General features: G+C 77.0%; 17 protein-coding genes and 4 pseudogenes. 15 read left to right on the forward strand and 6 right to left on the reverse strand.

Annotated elements, in window-relative coordinates:
* Nucleotides 1-68 precede the first annotated feature (68 nt).
* Both BJF88_RS19040 and BJF88_RS10190 read left to right on the forward strand, forming a co-directional pair.
* Nucleotides 69-233, forward strand: a complete 165-nt coding sequence (locus tag BJF88_RS19040) for a DUF4177 domain-containing protein (protein WP_115943240.1) — start codon at nucleotides 69-71, stop codon at nucleotides 231-233.
* Nucleotides 233-721, forward strand: coding sequence for a RidA family protein (locus tag BJF88_RS10190; protein WP_075828710.1), 489 nt, complete (start codon nucleotides 233-235; stop codon nucleotides 719-721). Before BJF88_RS19040 ends, BJF88_RS10190 begins: the two co-directional genes overlap by 1 nt.
* A 64-nt stretch (nucleotides 722-785) precedes the next feature.
* On the opposite strand, the gene BJF88_RS10195 is transcribed toward BJF88_RS10190, so the two are convergent.
* Nucleotides 786-1463, reverse strand: a complete 678-nt coding sequence (locus BJF88_RS10195; protein ID WP_075828711.1) for a Crp/Fnr family transcriptional regulator — start codon at nucleotides 1461-1463, stop codon at nucleotides 786-788.
* Between the two features lie 170 nt (nucleotides 1464-1633).
* Between BJF88_RS10195 and nth the strand changes: the two genes are divergently transcribed.
* Nucleotides 1634-2308 (forward strand): endonuclease III, encoded by a 675-nt coding sequence (nth, locus tag BJF88_RS10200; RefSeq protein ID WP_255371939.1) that lies wholly within the window; start codon nucleotides 1634-1636, stop codon nucleotides 2306-2308.
* 5 nt (nucleotides 2309-2313) lie between these two features.
* Here the strand turns inward: nth and BJF88_RS10205 are convergent, their stop codons facing one another.
* The gene (locus BJF88_RS10205) at nucleotides 2314-3252 is read right to left on the reverse strand and encodes an alpha/beta fold hydrolase (protein WP_075828713.1); all 939 of its coding nucleotides are present in this window, start codon (nucleotides 3250-3252) and stop codon (nucleotides 2314-2316) included.
* Between the two features lie 100 nt (nucleotides 3253-3352).
* Nucleotides 3353-4054 (reverse strand): annotated as a pseudogene (locus BJF88_RS10210) (winged helix-turn-helix domain-containing protein); the annotation flags it as partial.
* Between the two features lie 259 nt (nucleotides 4055-4313).
* Here BJF88_RS10210 and BJF88_RS21970 point away from each other — a divergent pair.
* Together BJF88_RS21970 and BJF88_RS21975 are read left to right on the forward strand one after the other, a co-directional pair.
* The gene (locus BJF88_RS21970; protein WP_255371936.1) at nucleotides 4314-4634 is read left to right on the forward strand and encodes a hypothetical protein; all 321 of its coding nucleotides are present in this window, start codon (nucleotides 4314-4316) and stop codon (nucleotides 4632-4634) included.
* A gap of 20 nt (nucleotides 4635-4654) precedes the next feature.
* Nucleotides 4655-5047, forward strand: a complete 393-nt coding sequence (locus tag BJF88_RS21975; protein WP_255371937.1) for a hypothetical protein — start codon at nucleotides 4655-4657, stop codon at nucleotides 5045-5047.
* 5 nt (nucleotides 5048-5052) lie between these two features.
* Here the strand turns inward: BJF88_RS21975 and BJF88_RS10220 are convergent, their stop codons facing one another.
* On the reverse strand, nucleotides 5053-5436 hold the full coding sequence (locus BJF88_RS10220) for a DsrE family protein (protein ID WP_075828714.1): 384 nt from the start codon (nucleotides 5434-5436) through the stop codon (nucleotides 5053-5055).
* Between the two features lie 629 nt (nucleotides 5437-6065).
* On the opposite strand from BJF88_RS10220, the gene BJF88_RS23520 reads away from it, so the two are divergent.
* The 9 genes and pseudogenes from BJF88_RS23520 to BJF88_RS20455 all read left to right on the forward strand — a co-directional run bounded on the left by BJF88_RS23520 (nucleotide 6066) and on the right by BJF88_RS20455 (nucleotide 11934).
* Nucleotides 6066-6356, forward strand: coding sequence for an FABP family protein (locus BJF88_RS23520; protein WP_369824563.1), 291 nt, complete (start codon nucleotides 6066-6068; stop codon nucleotides 6354-6356).
* A 52-nt stretch (nucleotides 6357-6408) separates the two neighbouring features.
* Nucleotides 6409-7553 (forward strand): annotated as a pseudogene (locus BJF88_RS10230) (folate-binding protein YgfZ).
* Entirely contained in the window at nucleotides 7550-8701 is a 1152-nt protein-coding gene (locus BJF88_RS10235) for an FUSC family protein (protein WP_083649037.1), read from the forward strand. The pseudogene BJF88_RS10230 and the gene BJF88_RS10235 overlap by 4 nt, the downstream one beginning before the upstream one ends.
* An 87-nt stretch (nucleotides 8702-8788) precedes the next feature.
* Nucleotides 8789-9100 (forward strand): type II toxin-antitoxin system Phd/YefM family antitoxin, encoded by a 312-nt coding sequence (locus tag BJF88_RS10240; protein ID WP_075828716.1) that lies wholly within the window; start codon nucleotides 8789-8791, stop codon nucleotides 9098-9100.
* A 9-nt stretch (nucleotides 9101-9109) separates the two neighbouring features.
* Nucleotides 9110-9568 carry a type II toxin-antitoxin system VapC family toxin gene (locus BJF88_RS10245; RefSeq protein WP_075828717.1) on the forward strand — a complete coding sequence of 153 codons (459 nt, stop codon included), beginning with the start codon at nucleotides 9110-9112 and terminating at the stop codon, nucleotides 9566-9568.
* Nucleotides 9534-9875: pseudogene (locus BJF88_RS10250) on the forward strand (hypothetical protein); the annotation flags it as partial. The gene BJF88_RS10245 and the pseudogene BJF88_RS10250, both read left to right, overlap by 35 nt.
* Before the next feature lie 191 nt (nucleotides 9876-10066).
* The gene (locus tag BJF88_RS10255; protein ID WP_075828724.1) at nucleotides 10067-11056 is read left to right on the forward strand and encodes an asparaginase; all 990 of its coding nucleotides are present in this window, start codon (nucleotides 10067-10069) and stop codon (nucleotides 11054-11056) included.
* Nucleotides 11053-11484, forward strand: a pseudogene (gene dtd / locus BJF88_RS20450) (D-aminoacyl-tRNA deacylase); the annotation flags it as partial. The gene BJF88_RS10255 and the pseudogene dtd, both read left to right, overlap by 4 nt.
* Nucleotides 11485-11589: 105 nt before the next feature.
* Complete coding sequence (locus BJF88_RS20455) at nucleotides 11590-11934, forward strand: nuclear transport factor 2 family protein (protein WP_255371941.1); 345 nt, start codon at nucleotides 11590-11592, stop codon at nucleotides 11932-11934.
* Nucleotides 11935-11966: 32 nt separating this feature from the next.
* On the opposite strand, the gene BJF88_RS10270 is transcribed toward BJF88_RS20455, so the two are convergent.
* Both BJF88_RS10270 and BJF88_RS10275 read right to left on the reverse strand, forming a co-directional pair.
* The gene (locus tag BJF88_RS10270; protein WP_075828718.1) at nucleotides 11967-12644 is read right to left on the reverse strand and encodes a hypothetical protein; all 678 of its coding nucleotides are present in this window, start codon (nucleotides 12642-12644) and stop codon (nucleotides 11967-11969) included.
* Between the two features lie 198 nt (nucleotides 12645-12842).
* Complete coding sequence (locus BJF88_RS10275) at nucleotides 12843-14708, reverse strand: DUF4012 domain-containing protein (RefSeq protein ID WP_075828719.1); 1866 nt, start codon at nucleotides 14706-14708, stop codon at nucleotides 12843-12845.
* A 186-nt stretch (nucleotides 14709-14894) separates the two neighbouring features.
* Between BJF88_RS10275 and BJF88_RS23525 the strand changes: the two genes are divergently transcribed.
* Nucleotides 14895-15924, forward strand: a 1030-nt coding sequence (locus tag BJF88_RS23525) for an RNA polymerase sigma factor (protein ID WP_075828720.1), incomplete at its 3' end; no start/stop codon positions are given.

Here is a 15924-nt window from a genome sequence, read left to right on the forward strand (position 1 = left end):
GCGGACCGCGCCGGCCACGCGGCGGGGACGGCCGCCGCGCGCCGGGCCCGTCGGGCTACGCTCGGCCCATGGCAACCACCTGGGAGTACGCGACCATCCCGCTCATCATCCACAACACCAAGGCGGTCCTCGACCAGTGGGGCGCCGACGGCTGGGAGCTCGTCCAGGTCGTCACCGGCCCCGACGGCAACGGTCTCGTGGCCTACCTCAAGCGCCCGACCGGGGAGAAGTAGTGGCGGGCGCCGCCCCCGGCGCCGTCTCGGCGCGCCTCGCCGAGCTCGGCATCACGCTGCCCGACGTCGCGGCCCCCGTCGCCGCCTACGTCCCCGCCGTGCGCACCGGCCGGTACGTCCACACCTCCGGCCAGCTGCCGTTCGTCGACGGCGCGCTCCCCGCGACGGGGAAGGTCGGCGACGGGGAGGGCCTCGTCCCGCCCGACGACGCGGCGCACCTCGCCCGCGTCTGCGCGCTCAACGCGCTCGCGGCCGTCCAGCACGTCGTGGGCGACCTCGACCAGGTCGCGCGCGTCGTCAAGGTCGTCGGCTTCGTCGCGAGCGACCCGTCGTTCACGGGGCAGCCGCGTGTGGTCGACGGCGCGAGCACCGTCCTCGCCGAGATCTTCGGCGACGCCGGCGTCCACGCCCGCAGCGCGGTCGGCGTCGCGGTCCTCCCGCTCGACTCCCCGGTCGAGGTCGAGCTGGTCGTCGAGCTGGCGGAGTAGCGCCCGCGGGGCACCCGTCCACGCCCGGCCCCACCGCGACGGGCCGGGCCGGGCGAGCCGCGGCTCAGCGCGCGCGGCGTTCCAGGCGGTCCAGGTCGAGGAGGACGACCGCGCGGCCCTCGCGGCGGACCCAGCCGCGCGTCGCGAAGTCCGCCAGCGCCTTGTTGACGGTCTCGCGCGACGCGCCGACGAGCTGCGCGAGCTCCTCCTGCGTCAGGTCGTGCGCGACCCGGACGCCCTCGTCCGTCTCCTCGCCGAAGCGGGTGGACAGGTCGAGGAGCGCCTTGGCGACGCGGCCGGGGACGTCGGAGAAGACGAGGTCGGCGAGGGTCTCGTTCGTGCGGCGCAGGCGGCGGGCGAGCGCGCCGAGGAGGTGCTTGGCGACGCCCGGGTGCTTCTCGATCCACTCGACGAGCTGGTCGTGGCCGAGCTCGTAGATGACGGAGTCGGCGACGGAGCTGGCGGTCGCGGTGCGGGGGCCCGGGTCGAAGAGGGAGAGCTCGCCGAACATCTCGCCGGGGCCGAGGATCGACAGGAGGTTCTCCCGGCCGTCGTTGGAGCGTCGGCCCAGCTTGATCTTGCCGCTCGCGATCACGTACAGACGGTCGCCCGGCTCTCCCTCGCGGAACAGCACGTCCCCTCGGGTGAGCTCGATCTGCTGCATCGACTCGAAGAGGGTGCGCGTCTCGTCCGCGTCCATCGTCGCGAACAGAGGGGCGGAGAGCACAACGTCGTCGTCCACGCGGGGGTGTCCTTCGTCTCGACCTCGACAACTGCCACGGACCAGTCTGCCCTACGGCTGCAACTCGGGGTGTCGGGGGGACGGGCTAGCGTGGCCGTGTGAACGCCGCCGAGCCGTCCTCCGCGAAGCCGACCCGAACGTCGTCGGCGGGCCCCCGCGTCGAGTCGCGGCTGGCGCTCGTGCGCCGCGCGCGGCGCATCGACCGCGAGCTCGCGGTGACCCACCCGGACGCGCACTGCGAGCTGGACTTCACGACGCCGCTCGAGCTGCTGATCGCCACGGTCCTGTCCGCGCAGACGACGGACAAGCGGGTCAACCTCACCACCCCGGTGCTCTTCGCGCGCTACCCGGACGCCGCGGCGTACGCGGGCGCGGACCGGGCCGAGCTCGAGGAGCTGCTGCGCCCGACGGGGTTCTTCCGGGCGAAGGCGCAGTCGGTCATCGGGATCGGGCAGGCGCTCGTCGAGCGGTTCGACGGCGAGGTCCCGGGCCGTCTGGAGGACCTGGTGACGCTCCCGGGGGTGGGGCGCAAGACGGCGAACGTGGTGCTCGGCAACGCGTTCGGCGTCCCCGGCCTCACGGTGGACACCCACTTCGGCCGTCTGGTGCGCCGGCTCGGGTGGACCGACGAGGAGGACCCGGTCAAGGTCGAGCAGGTCGTCGGGGACCTCATCCCGAGGTCGGAGTGGACGATGCTCTCCCACCGGCTGATCTTCCACGGGCGGCGCGTGTGCTTCGCGCGTCGGCCCGCGTGCGGCGCGTGCAGCGTCGCCCGCTGGTGCCCGTCCGCCGGGATCGGGGAGACGGACCCGGTGAAGGCCGCGTCGATGGTGAAGACGGGCTGAGGCGCTCAGCCTCGCGGGACGCGCGCGAGCCAGTCGAGCAGGAGGTCCGTGACGTCGCCGGGCGCCTCCTCGGGGAGGAAGTGGCCGGCGTCGGGCAGGACCTCGAACCGGAAGTCGCGCGCGAGGGCCGCCCCGTCGGCGTCGGCGAGGTCGCGCCGCAGCAGGCCGTCCCGCCCCCCGTGCACCTGCAGGGCCGGCACGGTGATCGGCCGGCGCAGGGCGTTGAGGAAGCGGCGCCCGTCGGGCCGGGGGGTCGAGCGCACGGCCCAGCGCAGGGACTCCATCGCGGTGTGGGCGGCGAACGGGATGCGCATGACGGTCCGGTACGTCGCGACGACGTCGTCGTCGAACGCGCGCGCCGACCCGTCCGCGAGCACCCGGTCCACGAGGTCGCCCGAGACGAGCGCGCGCTCGGGGAGCGTCGGGACCTGGAAGAAGGCGAGGTGCCGGCGCGCGGCGGGCGTCAGGAGCCGGCGGGCCGAGGCGTGCATGCGGGCCGGGTGCGGCGCGGCCAGCGCGGCCACGCCCGCGGTCACCGCGGGCTGCAGGGCGGCCATCGCCCAGGCGAGGGTGCCCCCGGTGCCGTGCCCGACGACGACGGCGCGCCCCGCCCCGAGGGAGCGGACGACCCCGGCGACGTCGCGGGTCCGGGTCGGGGCGTCGTAGCCGATCGGCGGCTTGTCGGACGCGCCGACGCCCCGCACGTCCATGGCCGCGACCCGGTAGCCCGCGGCGGCGAGCGGCTCGATCTGGTGGCGCCAGGCCCACCAGAACTGCGGGAAGGAGTGCAGCAGCACGACGAGCGGCGGCCCGGGGTCGCGGACGCCGCGGTCCGACGGGCCGGCGACCGCGACGTGGAACCGGGCACCGTTCGCGGGGACGAGCTCGTGCTGCCAGGGCCCGTCGGGCAGGGCCGAGGTGAAGTCGGAGAGGTCGGACGTCACCGGGCCGAGCCGATCGGCGCGTCCGCGGGGCCGTCGCCCGTGGGGCCCGCACGGCCGGGCGCGCGCCCGCTGGGTCCCGCGCCGTGTCGTCGTCGCGCGGGGCGTCGGGGTCGGGGGCCTGGCGGCGGTCCTTGGGCGGGTCGAACCGGTAGCCGACGTTGCGCACGGTGCCGATGAGCTGCTCGTGCTCGGGCCCGAGCTTCGCCCGCAGGCGCCGCACGTGCACGTCGACGGTGCGGGTGCCGCCGTAGTAGTCGTAGCCCCACACCTCCTGCAGGAGCTGGGCGCGGGTGAAGACGCGCCCCGGGTGCTGCACCAGGTACTTGAGGAGCTCGAACTCCTTGTACGTCAGGTCGATGGGCCGCCCGCGGAGCCGAGCCGTGTACCCGCTCGCGTCGATGGCCAGCTCGCCCGCGGAGATCTCCTGCGGCCCGTCGTCCGCCGGCCCCTTCGCGGACCGCTCGACGACGAGCCGCAGCCGGGCCTCGACCTCGGCCGGCGTCGCGCTCTCGAGCAGCAGGTCGTCCGCGCCCCACTCGGCCGTCACCACGGTGAGGCCGCCCTCGGTGAGCACGAGCACGAGCGGGACGGCCAGCCCGGTCGCGTGCAGCAGCCGGCACGTGGTGCGCGCGGCGACGAGGTCGCGCCGCGCGTCGAGCAGGACCACGTCGGAGTCGGGGGCGTCGACGAGCGCCGACGGCTCCATCGGCAGCACCCGGATGCGGTGGGACAGCAGGCCCAGGGCAGGCAGGACCTCGACGGAACCTCCCGTGGCGGGGGTGAGGATCAGCAGGTCGGCCATGCCGGGCACCTCCTTCCGCGGTCGCGGGCACGCGCGGTGCCGGCGTCTCGTCGCTCTCTGACGTCCGACGTCCACCGGCCGGCTGGGACGTCCCGTCCGGCGGCGGCGCATCGTCGGTCCGTGGGGGGTCACCGTATCGCGCGGCAGCGGCGCTGGCCGCGACGTCTCACGCCCGTGCGCCGCCTCGTCTGCGACACTCTGAGGCGTGCTGCGTGACTCGACGACCCGCCCGACCCCCCGAGCGGGGTGCTGACCGCTCGTGGACCTCTCGACCCGCGCCGTCGTCACGGCGTGCCTCGCCGCGGCCATGGCCGTCGCCGCGTTCTTCGGCCCGCTGCCCCTCACCCTCGCCGCGGGCGCGCTGGCCCTGGCGGTGGCGGTCGGCTGGCCGCGGCTGCTCGACATCCCCGTGCACGGCGGCACGCGGATCGTCATCGCGATCGCGGGCGTCGGTGCCGTCGCGGCGACCGCGGTGACGCAGGGCGAGCCCGCGCTGCGTCACCTGCCCGTCGTGCTGGCGCTGTCGATCGTCCTCGCGTTCGTCGCCGAGCTCCTGCGCCGCGACGGCGCCCGCGCCTGACCGAGTCGCTCCTCGGCACGGTGAGCGGGATCGTCGTCGCGACGTCGTGCGCGGGGTGGATCGCGACCGGCCGCACCGACGCGGGAGCGTCCCTGGTCGTCACGTGCGCGGTCGCGCTCGCGGTCGCGTCCGCGGTGTCGGCCCTCCCGCTGGGCGGCTGGCTCGACGCGGGCCTCACGCTCGCGCTCGCCGTGGCCGCCGGCGGGGCCGTCGGGTACGTCATGCCGGACCTCGACCTGCTGAGCGGCGTGTGGTCGGGGGTGGTCGCGGGGCTGCTCGTCGCGGCGCTGCACGCCCTCTTCGACCGGCTGCCCGAGCTGCGCGGGCGGCTCGGTGCTTTCTCGGCGACGGCGCTGCCCGTGGCCGTCGGCGGCACGCTGATCTTCGTCGTGGGGCGCGTGATCGTCGGCTGACGGTCTCAGTACACGAGGGCCTGCGCGCCGTCGCGCAGCGCCTCCTCGACGAAGACGGCCGCGCCCGCGACCCGCACGCCGGGGAGCACGTCGTCGCCCGTGATGCCGCGGCGCGCCGCGCACTGGGTGCACACGGTGAGCGTGCCGGCCGCGAGGACGGCCTCCAGCAGGTCGGGCAGGGGGGCCGCGTGCTCGAGCACGAGCTCCGCGGCGCGACCGGGCACGGCGAACCACGCGGCCTCGCCGGTGAGCCAGACGCTGACCTCGACGCCCGCCGCGACGGCCGCGGCGGCGACGGTGAAGGCCTGGTTGGCCGCCTCCGGCCGGTCGAGACCGGACGTGGCCTTGACGACGAGTGACCGGGCGGGGCGGGTCGCGGGTTCGCTCACGGGCCGAGCGTAGCGCCGGGCGTGGGCGCGCCCGAGGGTCCGGGTCCGCCGGTAGGATCGGGCGCATGAGCACGCACACCCTCGAGCTGATCTTCCTCGGCCTCCTGCTCGCGGCGACCGTCACGATCACGTGGTTCGCCGGCTACGTCGTCTACAAGCTCTACAAGGGCCAGCGCTGACCCCCTGACGTCCCGCCGACGACCCCGTGCGGGGACGCCGGGCGCGCGGCACCCGTGCCTCCCCGCCCGCGTCGCTCCGTCCGTGCGTCGTCCGCCGAACGCCCGAAGCCCGCACCGACCCGTCGCCCGGAGGTGGCCGTCCATGCCGTTCGAGTTCCCGGAGGGCTCGCGCCCGAGGTGTACCCCCTCGCCTGGCTCGTGGGCCGCTGGCGCGGGGGAGGGCGTGATCACGTACCCGGGCATCGACGAGACGGCGTTCGTCCAGGACGTCGAGTTCGACCACGACCGGGCGGGCCCCGTACCTGCGCTACGCGTCGACGTGCGGGTGCTGGAGCCTCAGGTCCCGGCCACCGTTCCCGACGAGGCCAGTGGCCGGAGCGCGACCCGGACGTCCTGGACGCCGCCGCGCAGGACGCGACGGTGTGGTCGACGGAGACCGGTTACTGGCGTGTGTCGACCGACCGCCCCGAGGGCCTGGACGACGACCGCCACCCGCTCGAGGTGCTGCTCGCGGACCCCGCCGGTCGCGTCTCGGTCTACCTGGGCGCGGTGGGCAACGGCCGCGTCGACCTCGCGAGCGACCTCATCGCCCGCACCGGGACCGCGGCCGAGATCTCCGCGTCGAAGCGGCTGTTCGGCCTCGTCGAGGGACAGCTCCTGTGGGTGTGGGAATTGGCGGCCTTCGGCGAGCCGTTGCAGTCGTACGCGTCCGCCAAGCTCAGCCGCCGCCCGGCGGCCTGACCGGCGCCGCGCCGGTGCGGTCCCGCACCGGGCACCGACGAAGGAGGACTCCGTGACGACCACCGGCCGGACCAGCCCGCTCCTCGCCCGCCCCGGCGCCGTCGAGGCGTCGGGACCCGACGCCGGCGTCGCCTGGCACTACGGCGACCCTGTCGGCGAGCAGCGTGCGCTCCAGGCGGGCGGCGCCGTCGTCGACCAGTCCCACCTCGCGTGGTCCGCGTCAGCGGCCCGGACCGCCTGAGCTGGCTGCACTCCATCACGTCGCAGGACCTCACGGGCCTGCCCCCGCGCACGTCGACCGAGCTCCTCGTCCTGTCGCCGCACGGCCATGTCGAGCACGCCGCCGCCGTCGTCGACGACGGCGAGGCGACGTGGCTCGTCACCGAGGGCTCGCACGCCGCCGACCTCGCCGCCTGGCTCGACCGCATGCGCTTCACGCTGCGCGTCGAGGTCGCGGACGTCGGCGACGAGTACGCGGCGCTCGGCGAGGCCGTGGACGCCGAGGGCGAGGAGGGGGAGCCCGTGACGTGGCGCGACCCGTGGCCGCGCGTCGCCGCGGGTGGCACCCGGTACGGCCCGCCCGAGGAGGAGCACCCCGGGCGCGAGCGGGCGTGGCGCCTCGTGCTCGTGCCGCGTGCCGAGCTCGCCGACGCCGTCGCGGCGCGCGAGGCGGCGGGCTGGCGGCTCGTCGGCACCTGGGCCACCGAGGCCCTGCGCGTCGAGGCGTGGCGGCCGCGGCTCGCCACCGAGGTGGACCACCGGTCGATCCCGCACGAGACCGACTGGCTGCGCACCGCCGTGCACCTGCACAAGGGGTGCTACCGGGGCCAGGAGACGATCGCGCGCGTGCACAACCTGGGCCGCCCGCCCCGCCGTCTGGTCATGCTGCATCTCGACGGGTCCGGGCACCTGCTGCCCGTCGCGGGCGCCGAGGTGACGCTCGACGGGCGCCCGGTCGGCGCGGTGACCTCGGTCGGACGCCACCACGAGCTCGGGCCGGTCGCGCTCGCGGTGGTGAAGCGCAGCGTCCCGCCGGACGCGGTCCTCCTCGTCGACTGCGAGGGCGGCGCCGTCACGGCCGGGCAGGAGACGGTCGTCCCCGGCGAGGGCGTCTCCGCGGACCGCCCCGCCGCGCGCGGGCCTGTCGCCCGGGGGCTGACGCCGCGGGGCGAGGGCGCGCCGACGAGCATGCTGTGACCGCGGGCCGCGGGCGGGCCGACGAGTCGAGCGGCGCGGGCGCCGTCGACCTCGCCCGCACCGCGTGGCGCCGCCTGCTGCTCCGCGCACGGGTGCGCCAGGGCTTCTCGCGGGTACGGGTCGCGTTCTGGCCGATCCTCCAGGCCGCCGCGGCCGCCGGCGTCGCGTTCGGCATCGCGCGGTACGGGCTCGGGCACACCGCCCCGTTCTTCGCACCGGTCTCGGCGTGGATCTGCCTCGGGTTCAGCCAGGACCGCCAGCTGCGCCGGGTCCTCGAGCTCGCCGTCGGCGTGGCGGTCGGGGTCGGCCTGGGCGACGTCGTCGTCCACGTCATCGGCTCGGGCTGGTGGCAGGTGGCCGTGGTCCTCGCCGTGTCCGCCCTCGCGGCGCGGTTCATCGACCGCGGCGCCATGCTCACCACGCAGGCGGGGGTGCAGGCGATCGTCATCGTCGGGCTCCCGGCGGCGCAGGCCGGCGGGCCTCTCGGCCGGTGGACGGACGCGCTCGTCGGCGGGGCGGTCGCGCTCGCGGTCGCCGCGCTGACCCCCGGGGACCCCCGACGCCGACCGCGGCACCTCGGCGCGGAGGCGACGACGGAGCTCGCGCAGGTGCTCGACGCGCTCGCGCGCGGGTTGCGTGCCCGCGACCGGGCCGACCTGAAGGCGGCGCTCGTCACGGGCCGTGCCTCGGAGGGGGCGCTCGACGAGTGGCGGGCCGCGGCGTCGTCGGCGCGCGAGCTCGCCCGGGTCACGGCCGCCGGGCGACGGCACCGGGAGGAGCTCAGCGACCTCGAGCGGCAGGCCGTCCTCGTCGACCGCGCGATGCGCAGCGTGCGCGTCCTCGCCCGTCGCGCGCTGCCCGTCGCGGCCACCTCGCACGAGCACGACCTGGCGTCCGTCGCCGACCTCGTGGCGGGCCTGGCCGCGGGCACGCGCGCGCTGGCGGAGGCCGTCGGGGCCGGGCGCGACCCGGCGGCGGCGCGCGAGGTGCTCCTCGAGGCGGCGCGCTGCGCGGACCCGCACGCGGTCGGGGCGGGGGACTGGCAGGTGCAGTCGCTCGTCGTGCTGGTCCGGTCGCCGCTCGTCGACGTGCTCGAGGCGGCGGGCACGACTCCCGTCGAGGCGCGCGCCGCGCTGCCCGAGCTCTGAGCCGGCCCGCCGTCCGGGCGGTCGCACCCGCGAGGGATCGGGGACTTCCCCCTGCCCCTCGCGGCTCCCGCCCGGTACGGTGCGCACATGGAGGTCCCCGTCAGCGCGCTGCGCGCCGAGCTCAGGTCGTGGATCGAGCGGGCCAGGGCCGGTGAGGAGGTCGTCGTCACCGAACGCGGCGTGCCCGTGGCCCGGCTCTCCGGCATCGCGACGGCCGACCTCGTGACCGAGCTGACGCGCGACGGGCTGCTCACCCCGCCCACGAGCGAGCGCCCGCAGCACGCCGGCGCCGCCCCGCGCGACGAGGAGGTGGAGCGGGCGACCACGGGCCAGCCCGTCCCGGCGGCGCGCTCGACCCGTTCCGGCGTCGCCGCGCTCGTGCGGCGCATCCGTCGCTGAGGGGGTCGCGTGGCCCTCGTCTACTTCGACGCCAGCGCACTGGTGAAGCTCTGCGTGCCCGAGGCCGGGACGCTGCTCGCGAGCCGGCTGTGGAACCGGGCCGACGTCGTCGCGACGAGCCGCCTGTCCGACACGGAGCTGCGCGCGGCGCTGGCGGCAGGTCTGCGCGCCGGGGTCCTCGACGCCGCCGAGCACGCGGAGGCGATCGCTGCGTGGGAGTCGCTGTGGCCCGCGCTCCACGTGGTCGAGGTGACGAGCCGCGTGGCGGCGCAGGCGTCCGTCCTCCTCGACGGCACCGGACCCGGCGGGACGACCGGGGCGCACGGGCCGACCGCGGCGCTGCGCAGCAACGACGCGGTGCACGTGGCGAGCGCGCTCGCCGTCGCGCACGACGACACGCTCGTCGCGGCGTGGGACCCCGTCGTGGCCGCCGGTGCCCGCGGGCAGGGTCTGCGCGTCGTCCCGTGACCGCGCGGCACCGGCCGGGCGCGGGCGGGACTGGTGCGGGAGCGGGCCGGCAGACCGTAGGCTCGTCGCGTGTACGGAATCGTCGGGTCCCTCCAGTGGATCATCTACCTGCTGCTCACCCTCGTGGTGTTCGGCGTCCAGCTGTTCGCCTGGTCGACGCGGCGCGGCGCCCCGCGAGCGCGTTCACCGCGGAGGGCAAGCTCTCGAAGCGATCTGGCTCGCGATCCTCGGTGCGGCGGCGGTCCTCGGGTTCCTGTCGCTGCCGCTCGGCGGCCCGAGCCTCGGCTTCCTCGGGCTGATCGCCGTCGTGGCGGCGATCGTCTACCTCGTCGACGTGCGACCGCGCCTGCAGCCGTACGGCAACGGTCGGCGCGGCGGCGGCACGGGCAGCGGTCGGCCGGGCGGCTGGTGAGCGCCCGGCACCCGGCCGGTCCGGCGTCGTCGTCGCCGGCCGCGCCGTGGGCGCCCGTCGCGCGAGGAGCGGTTCCGCTCGCCGAGGTGGTGCGTGGCGACCTCGTCGAGTCCGTGCACCTCGGCCACCTGGTGCTGCAACGCGGATCGGCCGCCGGCGCGGGCGCCGACCTGGTGCTCGGTGACGGCGACGCGGTGATCTGGCCGCGGTCGAGCGTCAAGCCGTTCCAGGCCGTCGCGATGCTGCGACACGGCCTGAGCCTGTCGCCGCGCCTGCTCGCGCTCGCGGCGGCGAGCCACAACGGGGAGCCGGAGCACGTCGCCGGCGTCCGCGAGATCCTCGCGGGCGCGGGGCTGGACGTCTCCGCGCTGCGGAACACGCCCGACATGCCCCTGCACCCGCCGGCGGCGGTCGCGTGGCAGGCGGAGCACGGCGGTCCGTCGCCGCTCGCGCAGAACTGCTCCGGCAAGCACGCGGCCATGCTCGCCACCTGCGTCGCCGCGGGCTGGGACACCCGCACGTACCTCGACGTCGACCACCCGCTGCAGGTCGCGGTCCGCGCCACCGTCGCCGAGCTGACCGGGGTGCCGGTCGAGCACGTCACGGTGGACGGGTGCGGCGCCCCGCTGTTCTCCACGACCGTGCGGGGCCTCGCGCGCGGTCTCGGGCGCCTCGCCGCGGCCCCGGTCCGTGCGCCGGGGTCGCCCGAGGCGGCCGTGGCCAGGGCGATGTCCGGGTTCCCGGACATGGTCGGGGGCACGGGACGGGACGCGACGCGCGCGATGCGTGCCGTGCCCGGTCTCGTCGCGAAGGACGGCGCCGACGGCGTGTACGTGGCCGGGCTGCCCGACGGCCGCGCGCTGGCCTTCAAGGTGCTCGACGGCGCGTCCCGGCCCCGGCCGGCCGTGCTCGCCGCCGCGCTGCGCCGGCTCGGCGCGGGCGACGTCCCGGGCGCGGACGGGGCAGCGCTCGACGCGCTCGGCGACGTCGCCGTGCTCGGCGCGGGGGTGCCGGTCGGCGTGGTCCGCCCGGTCGGCACGACCCCCGCGCCCGTGCCCGAGGGGGCACCGGCGTGAGGGCCGTCGTCCAGCGCGTCGCGCGCGCGAGCGTGACCGTGGTCGACGAGGGCGGCGCAGAGGTCGTGGGATCGGTGGACCGGCCCGGGCTGCTGGCCCTCGTCGGGGTCACGCACGACGACGGCCCGGCGCAGGTCGAGACGATCGCGCGCAAGATCGCCGAGCTGCGGATCCTCCCGGGCGAGCGCTCGGTCCTCGACGACGGGGCGCCCGTGCTCGTGGTCAGCCAGTTCACGCTCTACGCGGACACGCGCAAGGGGCGGCGCCCCTCCTGGAACGGCGCGGCTCCCGGGCACGTCGCCGAGCCGCTCGTCGACGCGGTCGTCGAGAACCTGCGCGCCCGCGGCGTCGAGGTGGCGACCGGCAGGTTCGGCGCGCACATGCAGGTCGAGCTCGTCAACGACGGTCCCGTCACGCTCCTGCTCGAGCCTGACGGCGTCCGCCCGCGTCCGGCGACACGCCGGGCCAGGCCGTCGCGCGCGGCGACGTGCGTCCCTAGGGTCGACGGCATGACCGACCTCACCCTCGAGGAGATGCTCGCCGCGGAGCACGCCGGCTGGACGGCGCTGTGCGCGTCGCGCGGCGGCGAGCACTACGGCGCGCTCATGACCCCGGACGCGCTCATGGTCGTGGCCGGCGGGATGGTCCTGGACCGGGCGACGATCGCGTCGACGCTCGACGACGCGCCCCCGTGGGACACGTACGAGATCAGCGAGGCGCGCGTCGTCCGGCTCGGCGACGACTGCGCCGCGCTCGTCTACCGGGCGTCGTCGGTGCGGGGCGACGACCCGCCGTTCGCGGCGCTCATGACGAGCGTGTACCGGCGCGAGCGCGGCGAGCTGCGCCTCGCGCTGTACCAGCAGACGCCCACCGGCTGACGGCGGGCGTCTGCCGGTCGAGGCGACCCGCCTCAGCCGCGGCGTGCCCTCCGGGTGAGCAGCACGACGGCGGCCCCGACGGCGGCGAGACCCGCGGCGATCGCCGCGTAGAGGCCCACCGTCGCGCCCGTCGAGGCGAGGCTCTCGTCACCGGCGGCGGCGGGCTGCTCGTCCGAGACCTGGCTCACGGGCGGTGCGGGCTCGTCCTCGCCCGGAGGGTTGGTGGCGCACTCGGGCGACGACGCCGGGTAGTCCACCGTGACCATCGCCTCGGGGTTGACCTCGAACAGCACGTCGACCGACGGGCGCACCCAGTCGTACTCGTCGCCCTCGACCCACTCGCCGTCCTCGAACCGCCAGCCCGGCCAGTCCTCGCCACGGCCGTCCGGCCCGACGACGGCGCCCGGCCACATCACGCGACCCGACAGCGGCAGGTCGGTCTGCACGACGTCGTCCCCGTCGGGGTTGAGCCAGGTGATGGTCAGAGGGCCGGCCTCGGCGCCGGTGAGCTCGACGGCGTACTCCAGGTACGGCACGTCGCCGTCGCAGACGGGGTTGCGGACGGAGACGTCCATCGTGGGCTCGGGGACGTACGAGCCGTCCCCGGTCGTCGCGGACGCCGCGGGCGCGGTCAGCAGGGCGGCGGTCCCGACGGCGGCGGTGGCGGCGAACGCCCGCGCGGTGGTGCGGCGGGTCCTCGGGGTGCTCATGGCTCGTCTCGTCTCGGTGGTGACGGGTGCGGGTGCGAGAGGAAGACCGTGGAGGAACGTCCTCTCGGGAACCGGCCGTCGCTGCAGGCCGGAAGGCCCACAGTAGTGATCCCGACATTCGAGTTGGACGCTCGTCCGGGTGAAAAGGAATGGTCGTGCCCGATCGTTACCGATCTGTGACGACAGTTCACCCGGTGGTCAGCCGCACGTCGCCACGTCGACCGTCCTCAGGCCTGGTGCGCGGGCGGTGGGCGTGCTCCAGACGTCCAGCCGGCCCGGGGGCGCGCCGCCCCCGGAGCCGTCCGTCCCACCGTCGGCCGGAGTACCGCCGGGCGGCGCTCCGGCGTCGACGGCCGCGAACGTGAGGGTGGCCCCCTGACCGGGCGCGAGGTCCACCGCGACGGACAGGGCCGCACGGCCCGCGACCGTCGCGGGCTGCCCGCTCACCGGCGCGTCGTCGAGCCGCGCGTCCGTCACGCGGCCGCCCCGCGGCGGGTACAGGGCGACGAACGTGCGGGTCACCCCCGGCTCCACGCCCGCGACACCGCCGCCGGTCACGTACCAGGGCAGGCTCGTCGCGGCGTCGGCCGGCGCCGTGGACGCGAGCGTGACCGCGAAGGTGTCGACGCGGCCGTCGGCGGTGCAGGTGCTGGAGGCGAGCTCGACCGCCGAGTCCAGGAACCAGCCCATCTTCCCGCCGGTGCCGTCGTTGAGGAAGACGCCGACCGTGCCCGCGGCCCGCTCCGCGGTGTCGAGGTCGCCCGCCACGACCGTGCCGGCGAGGCGCTCCTGCTCGTCCGCGCGCGCGGACCACAGCAGCAGCCGGTGCTCGGCCGCCGCGCGGTCCAGCGCGTCCGTCGCGGTGCCGGGGTCCGCGCCGCCCGCGAGGACCGTCCCCAGCACCGTCGCGGCCACCGACGCGAAGAACGCGTCCGTCTCCTCGCCCGCCTCGAGCTGCGCGTAGGCGTCGGCGAGGAGCACCTGCACGACGTTCCCCGCGTCCACCGTCCGCCCGCCGACGTCGAGCGGCCCGGTGGCCTCGAGCAGGTAGGAGAGCGCCACGGGGTCGGTCGCGACGACGCCGTCGACGGCCTGCCCCTGCGCCTGCTCCCACATCGCCGCGGCGAGCGAGGCGGTGGTGGGGAAGTCCGGCGTCAGCGTCGTGTCCTGCACGAAGCGTCCGAGGCGGTCGGAGTACAGCTGCTCGGCGCCGGGGTCGAGCGGCAGCACGGGGGCGTCGAAGGGCGGGACGTCCGCCGTCGCGGCCTGGCGCTCGAGCGTCACCCGTCCGCCGTCGACCGTCACGACGGCGAGCGCGCCGGGGATGCCACCGGTCGCGCGCAGCTCCGCGTTGTTCAGGGCGAGCACGAGGTAGCGCCGGGGGCCGTCGGCGCCCAGCATCGCGGGCCCGAGCGCGGTCACGCGCTCGGCGGTGCGCACGAGAGGACGCAGCTCGTCGGTCGCCGCGGTGAGCCGGTCGTACGGCTCGGCGATCTCGGCGTGCAGCGCACCGCGGTCCACGGCCGCGTGCCGTGCGTCGATCGCGTCGAACGCGTCCGCCGCGCGCGCGGTGAGCGGGACCGCCTGCTCGAGCGGCGCGAGGTCGACGGCGCCCGCGGTCATGGCGACGGCGTCGCCGTCGACGACCGCGAGCACCTGGGCGAGGGACGGCAGCACCGTCGCGGCGAGGTCGTCGACGGTCGCGGCCGACGCGGAGAACGCGCGCACGTCCTGGCCGACGAGCGGCAGGTGCGCGGCGAGCGACCACAGCAGGCCGTCGGTGCTCGCGCGCGCCGTCGCGGTGAGCGGCTGTACCCGCGCCAGCGTCGCGTCCGCCGCCTCGAGGTCGCCCGCGCGCAGCGCCTCCTCGGCGGCCGGCACCTCGTCCATCGCCCGTGCCAGGGCGTCGCGGGCGGTGAGCGCGTCGCGGACGAGCAGCCCGGCGGCGACGAGCGCGAGCACGACGAGGACGAGCAGGCCCCAGCCCACCCATCGTGCGCGGCGGCGCCGCGGTGCGCGCGCGTGCCGCTCCGTGCGCGGGACGTCGTGCTGCGTCGCGTCCATGCGGCTCAGCGTAGGGGCCCCGGGCTGGCAGGATCGGGGCCGGACCGGGTGATCCTGGCGCCGCTCGCGTCGGGTGCCGGGAGAAGTCGTGCAGGTCGTGCAAGGACGGGGCGTCCTGCGACACAGTGCGGGTGACGACACCCTCCCGCCGACGGGGCGCGACGAGGACGACGCCGAGGAGCCGCCGTGACGACCGACGAGACGCCCGACCCGCCCGCGGGCGCCCCCGTCCGCGACGACGTCTGGTTCGCCGCGCTGTTCGACGCGCACGCCGCGGCGCTGCACCGCTACTTTCGGCGCCGCCTGCCGAGCGGCCGGGGCGCCGTCGGGCCCGACGCGGAGGACCTCGCCGCGGACGTGCTGGCCACCGCGTGGCGCCGCCGCGACGACGTGCCCGACGGCGCGGAGCTGCCCTGGCTGTACCGCACGGCGGGGTTCGTCCTCGCCAACCACGGTCGCAAGGCGCGGGCCGTGCCGGTCGCGGCCGTCCCCGACGAGGCGGACGACGCCGCCGACGTCGAGCACGCCGTGGTGCAGGACGACGAGGTGCGGCGCGCGCTCGCGACGTTGTCCGCGCGCGACCGCCGCATCCTGCTCCTGCACGCCTGGGAGGGGCTGGGCGGCGAGGAGCTGGCGGTCGTGCTCGGCGTCTCGCGCGGCGGCGCGGACGCCGCGCTGTCCCGCGCGCGGCGCGGCTGCGCGCGGCGTGGTCGGACGGCGCCGAGAGCCCCGCCGGTGCTGCCGGCCCCGCCGCGGGCGCGTCCGCGAGGGCACCGCGGCACCCGGGCCGGCACGCGGGCCGGCCCAGGGGCCGGCCGCCGCGCAAGACGCCGGCGCCTGACGACACATCCTCGGCAGGGGCGGCGCGACGCGCCGGACCCCGTCCCGCAGCACCTGGAGGTCGCCATGACCACGCACACCCCCGACGAGCGCCCCGACGAGCGCCGGCACGAACGGTCCGGCGAGCCGGAGCTCGACCGGCTGCGCGCCGCGGACCCGGCACGCGACGCCGCGCCCGACGTCGACGCGCTCCGCGCGGCCGTCCGCGACCGCGTGCCCGAGGCGTTCGGCGCAGCGGGCTCCTCCGCGGTCCCCCCGGTGCCCCCGGTGCCGGACGAGCTCGCCGTGCGCCGGAACCGGCGGCGCCGGGCGCGCTGCAGGTCGCCGCGGCGGTCGCCGGCGCTGGTCGTGGGTGCGGGGGGCTACGGCGATCGGC

Origin of the sequence: Cellulosimicrobium sp. CUA-896 (assembly GCF_001942335.1) — a bacterium.
Classification (GTDB): domain Bacteria; phylum Actinomycetota; class Actinomycetes; order Actinomycetales; family Cellulomonadaceae; genus Cellulosimicrobium.